At 34.3% G+C, this 16,573-nt stretch carries 16 protein-coding genes; 2 read left to right on the top strand and 14 right to left on the bottom strand.

The genetic code is table 11. The features are described 5' to 3' along the window. Nucleotides 1-448: 448 nt before the first annotated feature. Nucleotides 449-934, bottom strand: coding sequence for a DNA-deoxyinosine glycosylase (locus AC3E9W_RS19000; protein ID WP_488769600.1), 486 nt, complete (start codon nucleotides 932-934; stop codon nucleotides 449-451). A 172-nt stretch (nucleotides 935-1,106) separates the two neighbouring features. Between AC3E9W_RS19000 and AC3E9W_RS18995 the strand changes: the two genes are divergently transcribed. Further along, the gene (locus AC3E9W_RS18995) at nucleotides 1,107-2,132 is read left to right on the top strand and encodes a helix-turn-helix domain-containing protein (protein WP_306159490.1); all 1,026 of its coding nucleotides are present in this window, start codon (nucleotides 1,107-1,109) and stop codon (nucleotides 2,130-2,132) included. A gap of 285 nt (nucleotides 2,133-2,417) precedes the next feature. Here the strand turns inward: AC3E9W_RS18995 and AC3E9W_RS18990 are convergent, their stop codons facing one another. The 7 genes from AC3E9W_RS18990 to AC3E9W_RS18960 all read right to left on the bottom strand — a co-directional run bounded on the left by AC3E9W_RS18990 (nucleotide 2,418) and on the right by AC3E9W_RS18960 (nucleotide 12,012). Continuing rightward, nucleotides 2,418-3,617, bottom strand: coding sequence for an NAD(P)/FAD-dependent oxidoreductase (locus AC3E9W_RS18990; RefSeq protein WP_456895361.1), 1,200 nt, complete (start codon nucleotides 3,615-3,617; stop codon nucleotides 2,418-2,420). Next, nucleotides 3,614-4,129: a low affinity iron permease family protein gene (locus tag AC3E9W_RS18985; RefSeq protein WP_306159523.1), complete on the bottom strand. Its 516-nt coding sequence runs from the start codon at nucleotides 4,127-4,129 to the stop codon at nucleotides 3,614-3,616. The genes AC3E9W_RS18990 and AC3E9W_RS18985 overlap by 4 nt, the downstream gene beginning before the upstream one ends. 2 nt (nucleotides 4,130-4,131) lie before the next feature. Further along, nucleotides 4,132-6,951, bottom strand: coding sequence for an AsmA family protein (locus tag AC3E9W_RS18980; RefSeq protein WP_488769599.1), 2,820 nt, complete (start codon nucleotides 6,949-6,951; stop codon nucleotides 4,132-4,134). 138 nt (nucleotides 6,952-7,089) lie between these two features. Next, entirely contained in the window at nucleotides 7,090-7,917 is an 828-nt protein-coding gene (locus AC3E9W_RS18975; RefSeq protein ID WP_488769598.1) for an MlaD family protein, read from the bottom strand. 22 nt (nucleotides 7,918-7,939) lie between these two features. Continuing rightward, complete coding sequence (locus AC3E9W_RS18970) at nucleotides 7,940-8,719, bottom strand: ABC transporter ATP-binding protein (protein ID WP_488769636.1); 780 nt, start codon at nucleotides 8,717-8,719, stop codon at nucleotides 7,940-7,942. A gap of 4 nt (nucleotides 8,720-8,723) precedes the next feature. Further along, complete coding sequence (locus tag AC3E9W_RS18965) at nucleotides 8,724-9,482, bottom strand: MlaE family ABC transporter permease (protein ID WP_306159480.1); 759 nt, start codon at nucleotides 9,480-9,482, stop codon at nucleotides 8,724-8,726. Nucleotides 9,483-9,741: 259 nt separating this feature from the next. Further along, nucleotides 9,742-12,012, bottom strand: a complete 2,271-nt coding sequence (locus AC3E9W_RS18960; RefSeq protein ID WP_488769597.1) for a glycosyltransferase — start codon at nucleotides 12,010-12,012, stop codon at nucleotides 9,742-9,744. Nucleotides 12,013-12,440: 428 nt separating this feature from the next. On the opposite strand from AC3E9W_RS18960, the gene AC3E9W_RS18955 reads away from it, so the two are divergent. Next, nucleotides 12,441-12,602, top strand: coding sequence for a DUF1328 family protein (locus tag AC3E9W_RS18955; RefSeq protein WP_306159476.1), 162 nt, complete (start codon nucleotides 12,441-12,443; stop codon nucleotides 12,600-12,602). 89 nt (nucleotides 12,603-12,691) lie between these two features. On the opposite strand, the gene AC3E9W_RS18950 is transcribed toward AC3E9W_RS18955, so the two are convergent. From AC3E9W_RS18950 to AC3E9W_RS18925, 6 genes are all read right to left on the bottom strand, one after another. Continuing rightward, nucleotides 12,692-13,159 (bottom strand): DUF1440 domain-containing protein, encoded by a 468-nt coding sequence (locus AC3E9W_RS18950; protein WP_306159474.1) that lies wholly within the window; start codon nucleotides 13,157-13,159, stop codon nucleotides 12,692-12,694. Between the two features lie 30 nt (nucleotides 13,160-13,189). Continuing rightward, nucleotides 13,190-13,696 (bottom strand): DinB family protein, encoded by a 507-nt coding sequence (locus AC3E9W_RS18945; protein ID WP_306159472.1) that lies wholly within the window; start codon nucleotides 13,694-13,696, stop codon nucleotides 13,190-13,192. 182 nt (nucleotides 13,697-13,878) lie between these two features. Beyond that, nucleotides 13,879-14,091 (bottom strand): hypothetical protein, encoded by a 213-nt coding sequence (locus AC3E9W_RS18940; protein ID WP_488769596.1) that lies wholly within the window; start codon nucleotides 14,089-14,091, stop codon nucleotides 13,879-13,881. Nucleotides 14,092-14,104: 13 nt separating this feature from the next. Next, entirely contained in the window at nucleotides 14,105-14,485 is a 381-nt protein-coding gene (locus AC3E9W_RS18935; RefSeq protein WP_488769595.1) for a DoxX family protein, read from the bottom strand. Between the two features lie 652 nt (nucleotides 14,486-15,137). Further along, on the bottom strand, nucleotides 15,138-15,869 hold the full coding sequence (locus tag AC3E9W_RS18930; RefSeq protein ID WP_488769594.1) for a GNAT family N-acetyltransferase: 732 nt from the start codon (nucleotides 15,867-15,869) through the stop codon (nucleotides 15,138-15,140). A gap of 59 nt (nucleotides 15,870-15,928) precedes the next feature. After that, a complete protein-coding gene (locus AC3E9W_RS18925) occupies nucleotides 15,929-16,549 on the bottom strand; it encodes a Crp/Fnr family transcriptional regulator (protein ID WP_488769593.1) in 621 nt (206 codons plus the stop codon). Nucleotides 16,550-16,573: the final 24 nt, after the last annotated feature.

Below are 16,573 nucleotides of genomic sequence, written 5' to 3'. Positions count from 1 at the left end.
TATTTTTCTTTGATGTAAAATTAGATCGAGAGTGGTTGAATTTTGTTATACTTTAAACGAAAAAAGTTACATGATTTCAATATTTGTATTTTTTATTGTGTAAAACATATCTGTTTAGAAGCTTTTGAATGTAATTCAAAAACTATAAAATTTCTACGCCGAGTACAGGATTTGTGTGGTTTAGGAGCTTTTTAATTTCTAATATGTAAATCCTTTTTCAAATAGGAAGCAAAAAAACGTAGTTTGCTGTAAAGAATCCGAAGGATTCAAATATTTATAGAATGTTACGCTGTATCTTGAGTATGACCCCTTCGGGGTCACATTGCTGCCAGGTAATTTCTGCTATAAATATTTGAATCCTTCGGATTCTTTTTGCGTTTTAAAAAACTTTTGATTTTTTCTTTATCCTTTATTAGGTGTGTTACCTAATATAGGTTTAACGGATTCTTTATAATAAGGTTTTAACGATGTTCCATTCCTGTAATTTATCTTGAAAAGTCTTACCAGCATTGGCAGGACTGGTAGAAGGAAGCGTAAAAGTTTTATAATCTTTTGTTAAGTGAACGTATTTCTTAAAAAATGCGGCAGCTTTTTGTCCGTTAAAAAGAATGCTTTCTATTTGAAAATGAATTTCTAGAAATTCTTCAAAGTCATTCGCAATTTCATTTTTTATCGCGCTGTCCAAGCTTCCTATACGATCGCAAAATTGTAAGACATCCCAAAGTGCAATGTTGTTTTTGATTAATAGGTTTTTTCGAGTTTCATAATCAGTAGAAAAATCTTCTCCAAGAATCTGAAACATAAACTTCCAAAAGTTATTCTGATTATGACCATAATATTGATTGAGTTCTAAAGATTTTGTTCCAGGCATTGTGCCTAAAATCAGAATTTTAGAAGAAGGAGAACTTATTGGGGCAAACGAAAAACTTTTCATACTATATTCTTATACTATTTGATGTACCTTAAATTAAACATTTATAAGGAATTATAAAACAAAACCGAAAAATTATATAACATTCTTGGCGTGTCTTTAAACGAACTTTGAATTTCAGATTTTCGATAGAAATAATCTGTTTTGCAAATTATAATTTAAAATCCGGCGAACCATGAAAATTATTACTATAAATACAGAAAAAACTCAAAATATATTTGATGAACTTCAGACTAGTTTTGGCGGAAAAGTGACTTTTGATTTAGATGAGTATGCACTTCAAGTTGAAAATAGTTTTGCTGAAGGTTCTATAATTGGAGCTTCGTTTAACGATAATATCTCCTATGTTCAGTTTGACATGACATTTTCTGCAGATGTGAGACTGGATTTTCTAAATGTAAAATCGTCACCTATTTATTTTGCTTATTGCTCAAAAGGTAATCTTGCACATAGTTTTGGATTGAATGGAGAAGAGCGAAAGCTAAAAACCTTTCAGACTGCAATTGTAACTTCTAAGCAAAATCAAGATAATGTTTTATACTTTGAAAAAGGAAAGAAAACAAAGTTGACCTTAATTATTGTCGGAACTCAAATTGATCCTGCAAATCAAGTTCATTCATTAAATCAACAAGTGAAAGATACTTTTTTTGAAAACAATCAAGTAACAGATTTCTTTTATATAGGTTCTTATAATTTGCAGATTGCAGAAAAAATTGAACAGCTTAACTCGATTACACAAACGGGCATTGTTCGCAATTTACTTAAAGAAGGTATTATGCGAATTATTCTCGCTATGGAAATTCAACAGCATTCAGACGATCTTCATGCTTTTGCAAATGAATCAAACGGATTGACCTTAAGAGAAATGGAAGAAATAAAAGAGCTTTCAGAATTTATAAAATCAAGTCCAGAAGAAGCTTTTTCTATAAAATCACTAAGCAAAAAATCGGGATTGTCGCCAAACAAACTTCAGGAAGGTTTCAAAATGATTCACAACCGCACAGTCAACGATTATATCACACACATGCGTGTTCTAAAAGCCGAAATCTTAATTAGAACATCTGACTTAAATATTTCAGAAATCGTATACTGCATTGGTTTCACCAGCAGAAGCTATTTCTCTAAAATATTCAAACAAAAATTCAATTGCAGCCCAAAAGAATATAAGTTTAATTTGAATTCTTTGGCGATTACAGCGTAATTGAGGGACAAAGTTGCAGAGAGACAAAGTGGCAAAGGTTTTACCTGCTTTTAAAGTAAGGTTAGCTTTTTTAATTGAATTCGTTAGCTTTTAAGCATAATATATATACAAGTCGAAGGTTCAGAGAGGAAAAAGGTCTTAAACTTTATCTCTCTGAACCTTTTTCATTTTCTCTAAAAAAAATATTAGATATAAGATATAAATCTCAAAGGTTCAAAGTAACAAAATTAAAACTTTGTTACTTTGAACCTTTGTCTCTTTGTCCCTAAAAAAGCAACGCTTTTTTCAGCGCCCAAACCGATAATAATCCAAATCCGTATTTTTTTTGTTATGAATGGAATCCAGAATAGAATTCATTCCGAGTACGCTGAAGGTGATTCCGTTTCCGCCGAAGCCTAGGATATAATGCTCATTTTTTCTAGGATTTGGTTTTCCGAAATAGGGAAGGCCGTCTTTCGTTTCTCCGAAAGTTCCTGCCCAGGAATAATCGATTTTGAAATTTAAGTCTGGAAATCGTTTAAAGAATTGTTTTAAAAGATAAGCTTCTTTTTTAGGAAGCAGTTTATCGCGTTTGGAAGTATCTTTAAAATCCTCGTCTCCGCCGCCCATAATAATGCGATTATCTTCTGTAGTTCTAATGTAATGATAAGGCGCTGCAGTATCCCAAAAAATAGTATTTCTAAAATGCTCCGGAAGATCGTGCTGACTTTCTGATGCAATAACGTAAGTGCTTTTTAAATCGACTACTTTTTCTTTTAGGGTTTCTGTACTTTCATAGCCCGTGCAATGTATAATATGCCCCGCTGTTATGACACATTTAGAATCTGTAGTAGCAATAATTTTTCCTTTTTGATGCTGAATAGAAGCGATATTGGTTCGGTCAAAAATTGGCATTCCTTTTTCATGGCAATGAAACAAAAGATCGCTTGCCAGCTTGAAAGGATCCATAACCGCGGCCGTTTTAGATTCTATGCCCGCAATGGCATTCAGCCCCATTTTTTGCAATTCTGATCGGCTCAGCCAGCTGATTTCAAAACCATGCTGTTTTCTGGCTTTAAATTCATTTTTTAAATACGGGACATCTTTTTTTAAAGTAGTAAAATAAACGCTTTTTTTGAACTCAAAACCGCAGTCACAGCCAACAGCATCAATTATATTTCGTAAATCAAAAATGGCTTTTTTTCCGTTCTGATAACTGTCGACGGCACATCTCGCACCGCGAAGTTTGATGAGCTGATGCAAAGGAACATCAATTTCATATTGGAGTAGGGCCGTACTGCCCGAAGTGCTTCCGCCACAAACATCTCGACGGTCTACAAGCACGATTTTTTTTCCTTCGTTGAGTAATTTATAAGCTATTAAGGCTCCTGTTATGCCTCCACCAATAATTAAAATATCGGTGTGAATATCGGAATCTAGGGAGGGGTAACTTTGTTTTATGGCATTTTTTAAAGGCCAATACGTTTCTGTAGAGCTCAATTTCATTTTTTGGTTATTTTTTTAGTGGTATTCTTGGCAATCTTTTTAGTGTTATCTGGTTTGGTATTTTTTTCTTTTTTGCGGCTATGAAGTTCATTGGCTTCTGCAAGAGAATGGGACGTTCTAATGCTCTTATCTTTTTTTGCCAATTGGCTCAAATGGTGATAATATTTCTGAATAATGATCATTTCTTCTTCCGTCATATTTTCGATATCAACAAGGCTGTTGCTCGATAATTCGTTGGAAGCTACAAGCTCGTTTAGTTTTAGCTGAATGGCAAGCGAATCTTTATTCTGCGCTTTCTGAATTAAGAAAACCATCAAAAAAGTAATAATTGTCGTTCCAGTGTTGATGACCAATTGCCAAGTCTCAGAATAATCGAAAATGGGTCCCGAGACTGCCCACGCCAAAACGATGATAAACGCACTGATAAATGCCGTTGTACTTCCTGCAGCTTTTGAAACTTTAGAAGCAAATTTTTCGAATGCACCGCCGCTATGTGGAGATTTAGAACTCATCATTATTTTTTTTGAGTTTTGCTTAATTTTTCTTTTCGAATAACTTTATTGTTTTTTTCATCATAAACGGCAGGATTAATTTCTTGTCCCGTTTTGCTGAATATTTTAATTTTTGGAGCTTCGTGGGTTCCTGTAATTACAATCGGAAAACCTATGATTCCGAAAAGCGGAAGACCTAAACGCATTCTGAGATCCAAAAGTCCGTCAAAGCTTGTAGTTCCTTTAATTGTTGGCTTAAAGCTGGCCACGGTAAAGGTAAATGGCTCAATACTAATAAGATTTTTATCTATAGTCGATTTGATTTCGATTCCTTCCATATCTGGATCGCTCAAACCGTTTTGTCCTGTTTTAGAACTAATTCCATCAAAAAGTTTCAGTCCTTTAATTTTTACATCACGCAAATTAATGGTTCCTCCGCCTTGCATAGATTCATAAATAGGGCCCATATTTCCATTCAGATCTCCTTTTATTTTATAGTCGACAGAGATTATTCCGTGTGCTTTTTCAGCTGCAGTAACCATATCATGAAACATCGGAATTTCTTTGTATGCTCTCTGAACATCAAAATCCTTAGCTGTAAAATGTGCATCAAAATGTGCAGAAGTTGGAGACTCGTCCTTATACAGCGCATTAACTCCTAAAATGCAGTCAATAATATTAAAGGTAATGTTTTCTAAGTAAAATCCTTCTTTTTTTATTCCAATTTTTCCGTTTAGTTTGTTAAAAACTAATTTATTGTATTCAATTTTGTCTGCACTTGCATCTAAATTGACATTTAAGTTTTTCGGAATAATGACTACACCGCTCATTTTTGGATGATCTTCTTTGGCGTATTCGACTTCAATATTTCGGTCTTTATTTTCGCCTGTTTCAAGCGCCATAAATTCGTCAACATTAATCAGTTTAGATTTTAAGTTGAAATTGCCGCTCAGAGTTCCTTTCGATTCTAAGAAATAATTAATCGTATTGAGCAGATAACCGTTGATGTCAAAATCTGATTTTCCATAGGTAGCATTAAACTTCTCAAACCACATTTTTTCATTTTGAAAACGGAAATTTCCTTGTTTGATAAAGAATGCTTTCGGAAACAATTCTGACGTTGCTTTTATATTTTTAAGCAATAATGTTCCTTTGTTGTCTAGTTTATCGTATTGTCCTGTTGTGGCATAACTTTGTTTTCCTTTTAAAGAAAGATCGGCTTTGGCATAACCCGTTATGTCAACACCTTCTTGCGAGAAAACTTTGTATATTCTGCCCACATTGAGTTCACCTTTAATTTTGGCGTTATAAGCCAGATCGCTAAAATCAGATAATGTGGCATTTACATAAACTGGATTTCCTTCAAAAACAAAAGAAGCTGGCGCAACGGCAACAATCAGATCCTGATACGTTCCCGCTTTATTGAGCATGTTTGCCACAAAAGTAATATTGGTAATTGGATTAGGATAATAGCTTGTTTTAAGCCAACCGTTTCGAAGTGAAATTCCGCCAATCGTTTTTGGGAATAATTTTTTGGAAGTGCTAAAAAGCCCTCTCGCCTGAATATCGGTTTTTAAAATTCCTTTCAGGTCTATTTTTTCTAATCCTAGAGCCGCATCAACAACAGCAAGGTCTAATGCACCTTTCACACTTGCATTAATCGACATTTCGCTTAGACCTTTACTGTGTAGATAAGCATTAAAATAATCTTTTTCGCCCACTTTAAATTTGAATGTTCTCAAGTTGACCAATAATTTTTCGGTATCCAACGACGGAAGCAAGGCATTCAAATCCATTTGGAAATCGGTTAAAGGAACGGGTGCATTTTTATAATTTACCGAACCTTCATTAATTTTTAAATTGAATGCCAAGTTTGGTTTTTGGTTTTTCTGAACATTATAATCTCCTTTAAAACTGAGCAATAAATCGCTTCTTCCTGAAATTTCTGTTTTTTCAAGCCATGTTAGATATTCGGGTGGCATTACAGAAAGCAAATCTTTTACGGTTGTATTTTCTGAAGCGGCTTTGATATTAATTTTATATCCGTCTCTTAAAATACTGAATAAACCAGTGAATTTAAGCGGCAGTTTATTGATATGAAGTTCATTTTTCTGTAAAATAAAAGTTAGGGCGTGCGTATTGATTCGGGTAATTAAATCGGCACTGACTTTTTTTCGTCTTAAATAACCGGTTCGGTCATAAAAGAAATCCAGATTATCGATTTTCGCATCAGTCGCGAGATCAAAAATGTCCTCGCTCAGATTTCCTTTTCCAACATAATTAAAACCTTTTGCATCAACCAGAATTTTAGCTGAACGATCGTTATATTTTACGTGGCAGTTTTGCAGATCAATACGTTCCAATCGAATGGCTGTTCCTTCTTCTGGAGCATTCGGATCTTCTTTTTTATTTCGGTCTTCTGGAGCGACATAAATATTATAATTGGCCTGACCTTTTTCGTTGACCATAATATTAATCAGCGCATCAGAAACATACAGTTTGTTTATTTTGACTTCGTTATCAAAAAGAAGTCTTTTAATATCGATTCCGAAAGCAACCTGATCGGCTTTCAATAAAGTGTCATTGCTGAAAGGTTTAGAACCCGTCATGGACAAATCATCTAGAGAAACGGTCAGCGACGGAAAATGCGTAAAAAAGGAAAGCTTAGATTTGGTAAAATCCAGCTTGGTGTCCAATCTTTCGTTGGCAATTTTCTTTACTTCCGAAGCAATTTTTCCAGGAAAAAGCAAGGGAATAATAAATAGCAAAAACAAAATTACCGCAATCGAAATTCCAGTAATTTTTAAAACTTTAATGGCGGTATGTTTGAATGTACTAGGCATATACTTGTAATTTGTGGTTCTTGAGAATTCCCTTAGCTTTTAGTCCTTAGTCCTTAGCTGTTAGTTCTTGTCATTCAGCTTTTAAGCTTTGCACTAAGGACTAACAGCTAAGGACTAAGGACTCTCTAGAAAAAAAAATCAATTCTTCTTAGCTTCTTCCTGCTTTTGTTCCTCTTTCTTCTCTTTTTTTGCTTCTTCTTTCTGTTCTTTCTCTTTAGTGGCTTTTTCTTTAGCTTCTTCCTGTTTTTCTTTCTTTTCCTCTTGTTTTTCTTTTCTTTCTTCTGCTTTTTTCTCTTTTTCCTTTTCTTTTTTCTTGAAGTAGCCTCTAAAAAGGAAATTGCTTTTTGCAGCTTCCATATTTTCGCTAAAACCTTTTGTTCCGGTTTCTAGGTTAGAAAGCGTATTCGAAACACTATTGGCCATTTTATCATCTTTGACTAGTCTTGCCAAAGCACCGTTTCCGTTGTTCATACTGTGGCTGAAAATGGCTATTTCATCTGAAATCACGCCGATATTGTCCACGCTTTTCTTCACGCTTTTCATAATATCGTGCATTTCAATTCCGTCAACAGAAGCTAGCTGTCCGTTGTCTTCGATAACTTTTTGAGATTTTGCACCTGGCGAAATAGTCAGCACTTTGTCTCCCATTAAACCATCAGAACCAATACTGGCTGTGGCATCGGTTTTAATGAATTTTCGAACTTCTTCTTTCATTACTAAAACCACTACAACTGTGGAGTCATTTTTTAACTGAATTTGTTCTACGGTTCCGACATTAATTCCAGAAAATCGAACGTTATTTCCGACTTCTAAACCGCTTACTGTTTTAAACTGGGATGTTATATGAAAGGTAGATCCGAAAAGGTTTTGCTGTTTCCCGATAAAATATACCGCCATTATAAAAAGCAGTAAGCCTATCGTAACAAACATTCCTAATTTCCAAGTATATCCAGATTGCTTTTCCATGATTTCTATTATTTATTTTGCTTTATTGAAAAAATGAGCGTACCCATTCGTCTTCGTCTTTTTCTAATTCTTCGTATGTTCCTTCGGCGTGAATGACACCGTCTTTTAAAACCACAATTCGATCAGCAGTCATTTTTGCGCAGGCCATATCGTGAGTGATAATGATCGAAGAGGTTTTTTGTTTGTGTTTAATATCTAAAATCAGCTGACTGATTTCTCTTGATGTTATCGTGTCCAGACCTGTTGTGGGCTCGTCGTAAAGAATGATTTCCGGCTTTAGAATTAAAGTGCGGGCAAGGCCAATTCTTTTTTTCATACCTCCAGAAAGTTCAGAAGGCATTTTGTCTACGGCTTCAGCAAGTCCCACATTTTCCAGTGCTTCCATTACTTCTTTGTCCACTTCTTCACGGCTTAGATCGCGTTTGTGTTTAGTTAAAGTAAAAGCGAGATTTTCTCTAACAGACATCGAATCGTAAAGTGCCCCGCTTTGGAACAAAAATCCGATTCGGACTCTAATTTCATTCAGCTCGCTTTTGGATATATTAAGAACATTTTCGTCAAAGACTTTAATTTCTCCCTTGTCAGGTTCAATCAATCCGACAATGCATTTTATAGTAACCGATTTTCCAGATCCTGAACGTCCTAAAACCACCAAATCTTCGCCTTTATTCAAAGTGAGATTTACGCCTTTTAAAACGGCATTATCTTTTCCAAAAGTTTTATGAAGATCTTTAATCACAATAATCGGAGTCTGATCTTTCTCTTTTGTTTTTTTAGGTTCTTTATGTATTTTTTCCTCCATCATCTTAAAAAAATAAGTCGGTTATTTGAACAGCCACCATATCGATAATAAAAATGCTTAGCGATGCTGTAACTACTGCAGAATTGGCGGCTTGTCCCACACTTTCTGTTCCGTTAGAAGCATTAAAACCTTTGTAACAGCCAATAATTCCGATAAAAAATCCAAAAAAGAAAGTTTTTAGTGTTGCCGGAAGCAAGTCTAAATATTCTAAGGATTGGACGATTTGGGTTAAAAAACGGTAAAAGTTTACGTCTCCGTGAATGTTAATGCCCACATAACCGCCAATAATTCCGATGGCGTCGGCAAAAAAGACTAGAATTGGAACCATCAGAGTACAGGCAAGAACTCGAGTCACAACCAGATAGTTATACGGATTTACCGCTGAAACTTCCATGGCGTCGATCTGTTCGGTTACTTTCATTGATCCTAATTCGGCACCAATTCCAGACGAAATTTTTCCTGCACAGATCAAAGCGGTAATTACAGGAGCAATTTCTCTTATTAGCGAAAGCGCGACCATTCCTGGAAGCCAAGATTCTGCACCAAATTTCACCAAAGTAGGACGTGATTGAAGCGTAAGCACCAACCCCATAATAAAACCTGTAATGGCAACCAGCGGCAGAGATTTGTATCCTATAACATAACACTGTTTTAGAAATTCTCTGGTCTCGTAAGGCGGAATAAAAACTTCCTTAAAAAACCTTTTGGCGAATATTGTGGTTTCTCCAATTTCGGCGAATGTATTTTTAATATCGAGAATCAAAATTGTATGTTTTAAGGTGAATGATATAAATGAAAATAGGAATGGTAAAAAGCCTATTTTCTCTATATGAAATTACTCTTTTTTAAGAGTAAAAATCTTATACAACTTTTTTGGAAGTTTATATAATTTTCATCGGCTTCTGCACAATAAAAAAATAAAAGTGACGTTGCATCGTTCCTAAAAACAAAAAATCCCTTTTAGTTAAAAGGGATTTTCAGGGTTTAAAAAAAGTGAAGTATTTGGTTAGCTTCAATATGTTTTAAGAATTTATAGCTACTCCAGTTCGTGATTTCATTAAAGGAATAACACGAGACTGTGACATGGCTAATTTTTCCATTAATAATCTTGCAGTTAGAAAGCAAACAGTAGATTCTGCACCTTGATTTAAATTCACATTATTTTTTTCAAGTCCGTCGTAACCGCCACCGCTTACTGGGTTATACATAATCTGATTTAAATGATTTTTTCCTAAAAACCAGTTGAATGCAGCTTTCATTTTCTTTTTGTATTCAGGCGTTTTAAAAGCATTATAAAATGCATTTAAAGTCTGAATTGTATAGGTAACATCAATTGGCTGTTCTCCGTATTGTGCCGGCTCAGATCCTTTGTGATGCCAGCTCTGATTTGAAATGGCTTTGAAATTTCCTTTTACAAATGTTTTAGAAATCAAGAAATCTAAAGAATCCAAAGCTACTTTTTTGTAAACCGGTTTATTGGTAATCAAATAAGCATAAAGCATAGATTCTGGAAGGATTCCGTTACCATAAGTCAGATAATTTTCAAACCATTGCCAGTCTTCTGTAGCTGTGTTTTCATAATTGGCAAGCAGTTTAGCATTCAATTTATTAATGATTGCCGCAACGTACAAATTAGGAATTGTAGAATGGTACAAATACAAACCTTTTGTTGCAAAACCAATTGAACGCGGAGACTGAATGGTTTCTGCCCATTTTAAAGAATTCAATAAACATGTTGTCGCTTTTTTGGTAATCGCTTCAGGAAGAATATCAGACATAGAAACCACAGTTCCTAATGCCCAAAGAGCCCTCGCATTAGAATCTTCTAGATTTACTTCTGCATTTTGTTCTACATGTTCGCGGTTTTCCTGATCGACATAGTTGATGAAGTCTCCTTTTGGTTTTTGGCAGCGCTGAATAAAATCTAAATAGATTAAAATATAAGCTAAATCGTCCTTATCCTGAGTCAGTTTATAGTGCATACAAAACGCGATTAAAGCTCTTGCATTATCATCTAAAGTATATCCTGAATCTAAATCTGGAATAGAAATTTTACTGAACTGAATAATTCCTAATTCGGTAGTCAGTTTTTTGATATGTTTTAACTGAATAGGAGGATAGCTGTATTTGATTTCTGATGGATTTTTAATCAATTTTTTATAGGTATTCATTTGCGTAATTCCGACATTTTCCCAAGATGAAGCTCTCATTTTGGTAAAAGAACTAATTCCCATTTCATGTCGTAGATTTTCATCTTTAATCAATTGAATTGCCGCTGCAGCAAATTGATCAGAATCTCCAATATCACACAAAATTCCAGAATCTGCAGTCAAAACTTCTTTGGTATGCGGAATTTTTGAAGCCACAATCGGACATGCACAGCTCATTGCGTAAGCAAAAGTGCCGCTTACAGCCTGATTTGGATCTTTTGAAGTGAACATATAAATATCGGTAGCTTTTAGATAATCTAAAAGTTCGTCGGTGTCTAAATATTGATTTACAAAACGAACATTATCATGAAGATTTAAATCTGCAACGATACTTTCTAGTTTATCTCTATAAGTATCAACTCCGTCTTTAATTAAATTTGGATGTGTTTTTCCAATAATTAAATACAAGGCGTTTGGCGCTTCTTCGATAATTTTTGGTAAAGCCTGTAAACCCGTTTCTATATTCTTTCCTTCGCCCAAAAGCCCGAAAGTTGAAAGCACTAATCTGTCCTGAATGTTTAATTTTTCCTTTGCCTGCTGTGGAGTTTCGTATATCACAATATGAGTTCCATGAGGTACGCAAGTAATTATTTCTTCATTGATGTCGTAGTCATTAATTAGGATTTCTTTTGATTTATTCGTCATTACAAAAACCGAATTGCTATAACTCAGCAGTAACCTCACGAATGTTCTCAATTCGTCATTTGGATTCGGAATTACGCTATGAAAAGTATACGTAACAGGTGCTTTAATAACATTTAAGAAATCTAAAAGATGATCTCCGTAATTTCCTGAAAACAAACCAAATTCGTGCTGAATATGCACCAATTTTACCGTTTCGTCCTGATTAATTTCCTCGGCGACTTTAGCGTACTCTTCTCTATTTTTTGTGTTTAAGGTAAATGCTTGTGTTGGCTCTTCTTTAGGTTTATCAACAAGTTCACATATTTCGCATTTGATAGATTTACCATAAACATCTGTGATTCCTTTAATGGTATCTTGAGTATAGGTTGCTATGCCACATTGCGTAGGCGGAAAAGTAGATAAAAAAACGATTTTGGATTTATTTGATATTGTTTTCATGTGGATACATTTTTAAGTTCGGTTAATAACTCGTTAAGGTTCAAAGATGCCGCCGCAATCTTATGATCGGCAGCGCAATAATTAAAATAGTATAGTTGATCATCAAAAATGGAAGTTCCTGTAGGGAAGACTACTTACCATGTTTCATAACACTTCCATTGTTCTTTGAAATTTTATGTGAAATTACTTCAGCAATGAAGTCACGATTAATCCAATCGATCAAAAAATTAACTCAAAAGCATTAATATGGTAATTCTGTAAGACTTTGAAATAATAGTGAAAGTCGCACTATGCTTGGCGTGGTTATTAATTTATTGGGATAATAATAAAGTGTATCGAGTTAACAAGATTTGTAGGAATAAAAGAACTTTGAAATAAACAAAAAAGGCTTATAAACAGTCATATTTAAGAACTTAAAAATCGATATTATGTTACGTTGGACAGTTATATTTATCATTCTTGCTATTATAGCCGGAATTTTTGGTTTTGGAGGTATTGCCGCCGGAGCCGCAGGAATCGCAAAAGTTTTATTCTTTATCTTTATAGTATTGTTTGTTATTTCATTAATAACAGGAAGAACGAAGGTGTAGTTTTAAGGTTCAGAGATTCAAAGTGACAAAGAGACAAAGTTTTTTAGTGACTTTGCCACTTTGTACCTTTGTCTCTTTGTCACTTTTTCTCAATACCATTTCGCATAATACTTTCTCGTTATAAACGCAATCGGAATTCCGACGCAGCAAATTACGATTAGAATAGAAAGTAAGAGCGGAAAATCTAAATTCTTTTCGGGTAATACGGGAAATACGATCGGTAGAACCACTAGATTCATTATGACCCAAATAAAGAATCCGTATGAAACTCCCGAAAGTAAAGTGTTTATTTTAAAAAATGGGATGTAGGGAAAAATTTTAAAATAAAACCAGGCAAAAATAAAAGCGATTAAGAAATGAAGTCCCAAACCCACAAAAGTCATTTCTACTCCACCCGTATAGGCTTGTTTTTTAAAAATGCCACTTGCAATAGACTGTAAAATTTTTTCAGCTGTTGTTTTATGCAGTATTCCCGCGTAAATCAAAATGGCAGCAGTAATATCTAATGTTCCTGCAACTAAACCAGATGAAACAATGGTTTTTACTTTTGATCTCATAAAAATAGTTTTGATTTTAATTGTGATCGATTATTTTTTGATATGTTCGTAAATCGATTTTATCTGACGGGTGTGTCTCTGCGTATGCACGATTGCAAAATGAAGCCATTCATAAATCGTGAAATAATCAAAACCGGGTACTTTGGCATCCAAGCACGTCAGTGTCAAATCGTAAGTTTCTGCTGCTTCAAATAAATCATTTTGTATTTTTTTGACAGAAGCCAGCAGCGTATCTTTTTCATACACTATATCAGGAGGTTTTATGTTTTCGGGCGATTGGTATTTGGTATCAAAATCTAAAAAAATAGCGTCGAGCTGTTTGACGTTTTCGTCAGGCTCTCTATTTGTTTTTTCTGTTTTTCCGGCAAAAAGGCTGGTCAGACCAGAGCAGGCTAGAATAATATGCTGTGTAGTTTGTCCCGCAGTCCAGCTCCCTTCAAACGGTACAATATTGATTTCATCTTTTGAAAAAGTTGAAACCAGTTCGTCTAATTTACTGTAGGTTTCTAGTATGGTATTTTGAATAGCACTTTTCATTTTTTTTAATTTTAGAAATTGGAAATTCGATAGCAGATGTTTACCGATTGGTTCAATAAAAACCTCAGTGCATTATCTGTGAAAAATTAAATTTATAGAATTAGGGGAAATGATACTCCTTCAAATATACTACAAAAAATATTAAAACACTATATATCAGTAGTTTGTGAAGTGTTAATTTTTTAAGGAAGGGCTTCGCAGAAATAACCGTGCGAATTTAAAATGTCGATGATTTTGGTATTCGAAAAGTTGGGTGCATGAATACGCAGGATTTTGTCGCAATCTTCTAAGTCGAAGTTGATCGAGCTGCTTGGATAATGCTCAAGAAGCTTCTCAATGATTATCGCACATTGAGATTCTTCTTGAACATTTGTTTTAAAAATTTCAATTATCATAAAGTTTTGGTTTTTAGAGCGCTATGTTTTTATAACGCTGTATTCTGTGATATGTTACATATGATATAATTAAAATCGCCAGAACGATTAAAGGAAAGAAACCTTGAAAATCAATTCCATCTACAGCAAAATGACTGATTGAAGCAAAGATAAAATCAAAAGCAAATCCTGCATAAGCCCATTCTTTTACACGTCCCGGCACTTGCGGAATAATTAAGGCTAAAACTCCAAGAATCTTAAATACAACTAATGTATTTCCGAAATATTCCGGATAGCCTAAATGTCTGATTCCTTCTTTAGCCATTTCAGACTGAGAAGTTAAAGCCGGCATAACGCCTTCAAATAAAAAAATAAGGATTGTAGTAGTCCAGAAAATGATTTTCGTTGTTTTCATTGGGTATTTGTTTTAAATAGTTATTAGTTAATGTATTACAAATGTAACTAATTGTTCTATTGAAACGAAATACACATTTACGACTATTTTAGGGGCATTTGGGACAATTCTTTATTTTAGATTTTAGAGGGTAGATTTTAGATTATTGTTTGTTGTTGTTGTTGTTGTTGTTGTTGTTGTTGTTGTTGTTGTTGTTGTTGTTGTGACGTTAACGTACAGTTTGTCATCCCGAGGAACGAGGGATCTTCGCAAGTAGCTCGACAAAGTTTTGTCATCCCGAGGAACGAGGGATCTTCGCAAGTAGCTCGACAAAGTTTTGTCATCCCGAGGAACGAGGGATCTTCGCAAGTAGCTCGACAAAGTTTTGTCCTCCTGAGCGAAGTCGAAGGATTCTCATGCTAAATCCATTCTGTGTGGTTACGGTGCGTGTCCTTCGACTCCGCTCAGGAAGACATAAAATGAGAGCAAAAATTTTAGGTTTGCATATAAAGAATCCGGAGGATTCAAATATTTATAGAATTCTATTATGCTACGCAAGTATGACCCCTTCGGGGTCACATGTCTGCGATAGGAATTGCGTGCTATAAATATGTGAATCCTCCGGATTCTTTTGGAATTTGGAATTTGAAATTTAGAATTTATTAATTGAAATTTAATCCAAAAAGTAATTCGTAATCATAAACAAATCCTCAAACCCTAATCTCGTATAAATGTTTTTTCCTAAAGGAGAAGCTTGCAATTGCGCATATTCGGCATTGGCGTCAATCGCTTTGTTGATGGCAAATTTCATGATTTCTTCTGCAAAACCTCTTTTTCGCATTTCTGGAATAACACCAACGCCATGAATTCCCATTACGTTTCCCGTTTGAAAAAGAGTAAGAGTTCCGATTGGTTTTTCGTTCAAATAAACTAAATAAAATTTAGCATTTTCATAATTATGAGTCAGTGTTTCTTTACTGATCACATAACTAAAAGACAACGGATAAATATCGGTCCAAGTTTTCGCATCTTCTTCATTTAAAACTCTTTTGAAAGTAAGATTATTTTCAAGCGGAAATTTTTCTCCCAGTTTCAAAGCCATTGCAACGAGTTGAATACGTGTTTTAAATCCGTTTTTCTCGAAAATTTCATTAGAACCGCTTCCAAAAATATCCCAATACGGAATTATTATGCCTGGGTTCTTTTCTATAATTTCAAGAATCTGAGGTAGATTTTCTTCTGTAATATCTTCTCGAAACCATACTCGGTTTGGCCAGCCAGAATTTTTTATCTGAATAACTTCAAACGGATCGTTTTTATGATAAGAAAGGAGTGGAGTAGCAACCGTTTTCCAAAGTGCAGTAAGATTGTCTATATTATCTTTTATAAGGTTTGTATTTTCCATTTTTGGTAATTCATTTTAAATAGTAGAACAAAGATAAAATTGACATTTGTAGAAAACCTTTACATATGTTGATTTACAATTTTTTTTTCTAAACTTTTTCTGATTCGGCTTAATTGTGTTGGAGTAATGCCTAAATGTGACGCAATGTGCAATAACGGAACACGATCTTCAATATTTGGATTTTTTTGAAGCAGACTTAAATATCTTTCAGTTGCATTTTGCATAACCAGAGCAATCTCATTTTGTTCTTTTTCAATAATCCAGTTTTTTTCCAAATAGGCAATATAGAAGCTTTTAAGATCATTGTTTTCGTTGATCAACGCGATGTATTTTTGGTAATTGAGATTGATTAAAATACAATCTTCTAGAGCTTCAATTGTAAAACTGGAAGGAGTTTGCAACATTGATGAAACTTTAGAACAGGCAAGTCTATTTTCGAAAAAAAGGTTTTTGTTATAAAAATTTCCTTGTTGATCGGTAATAAAAGTTCGCAGAATTCCTTTTGCAATAAAATAAAGATTTTTGCAGATTTCCCCATTTTCCAATACTATTTCTCCTTTTTTGATTGTCTGGAAATGTGTCAAGTTTTCAATCAATTTCCATGACTTTTCAGAAATAGGAGCGTAACTTTCGAAGTATAATTTTAGATTGTTGAGGTATGTTTCTTTATTGAAAAGCATAATTGTTTTTGGTTTTGCCACGAA

The sequence above is a fragment of the Flavobacterium sp. 38 genome, from assembly GCF_057799715.1.
This window is presented reverse-complemented; position numbering and strand designations above follow the sequence as displayed.

Excerpts from the sequence above, each read along its gene's own strand:
- AC3E9W_RS19000 (WP_488769600.1), bottom strand. The coding sequence starts at position 934 with ATGAAAAGTTTTTCGTTTGCCCCAATAAGTTCTCCTTCTTCTAAAATT.
- AC3E9W_RS18995 (WP_306159490.1), top strand. The coding sequence starts at position 1,107 with ATGAAAATTATTACTATAAATACAGAAAAAACTCAAAATATATTTGAT.
- AC3E9W_RS18990 (WP_456895361.1), bottom strand. The coding sequence starts at position 3,617 with ATGAAATTGAGCTCTACAGAAACGTATTGGCCTTTAAAAAATGCCATA.
- AC3E9W_RS18985 (WP_306159523.1), bottom strand. The coding sequence starts at position 4,129 with ATGAGTTCTAAATCTCCACATAGCGGCGGTGCATTCGAAAAATTTGCT.
- AC3E9W_RS18980 (WP_488769599.1), bottom strand. The coding sequence starts at position 6,951 with ATGCCTAGTACATTCAAACATACCGCCATTAAAGTTTTAAAAATTACT.
- AC3E9W_RS18975 (WP_488769598.1), bottom strand. The coding sequence starts at position 7,917 with ATGGAAAAGCAATCTGGATATACTTGGAAATTAGGAATGTTTGTTACG.
- AC3E9W_RS18970 (WP_488769636.1), bottom strand. The coding sequence starts at position 8,719 with ATGGAGGAAAAAATACATAAAGAACCTAAAAAAACAAAAGAGAAAGAT.
- AC3E9W_RS18960 (WP_488769597.1), bottom strand. The coding sequence starts at position 12,012 with ATGAAAACAATATCAAATAAATCCAAAATCGTTTTTTTATCTACTTTT.
- AC3E9W_RS18955 (WP_306159476.1), top strand. The coding sequence starts at position 12,441 with ATGTTACGTTGGACAGTTATATTTATCATTCTTGCTATTATAGCCGGA.
- AC3E9W_RS18950 (WP_306159474.1), bottom strand. The coding sequence starts at position 13,159 with ATGAGATCAAAAGTAAAAACCATTGTTTCATCTGGTTTAGTTGCAGGA.
- AC3E9W_RS18945 (WP_306159472.1), bottom strand. The coding sequence starts at position 13,696 with ATGAAAAGTGCTATTCAAAATACCATACTAGAAACCTACAGTAAATTA.
- AC3E9W_RS18940 (WP_488769596.1), bottom strand. The coding sequence starts at position 14,091 with ATGATAATTGAAATTTTTAAAACAAATGTTCAAGAAGAATCTCAATGT.
- AC3E9W_RS18935 (WP_488769595.1), bottom strand. The coding sequence starts at position 14,485 with ATGAAAACAACGAAAATCATTTTCTGGACTACTACAATCCTTATTTTT.
- AC3E9W_RS18930 (WP_488769594.1), bottom strand. The coding sequence starts at position 15,869 with ATGGAAAATACAAACCTTATAAAAGATAATATAGACAATCTTACTGCA.
- AC3E9W_RS18925 (WP_488769593.1), bottom strand. The coding sequence starts at position 16,549 with ATGCTTTTCAATAAAGAAACATACCTCAACAATCTAAAATTATACTTC.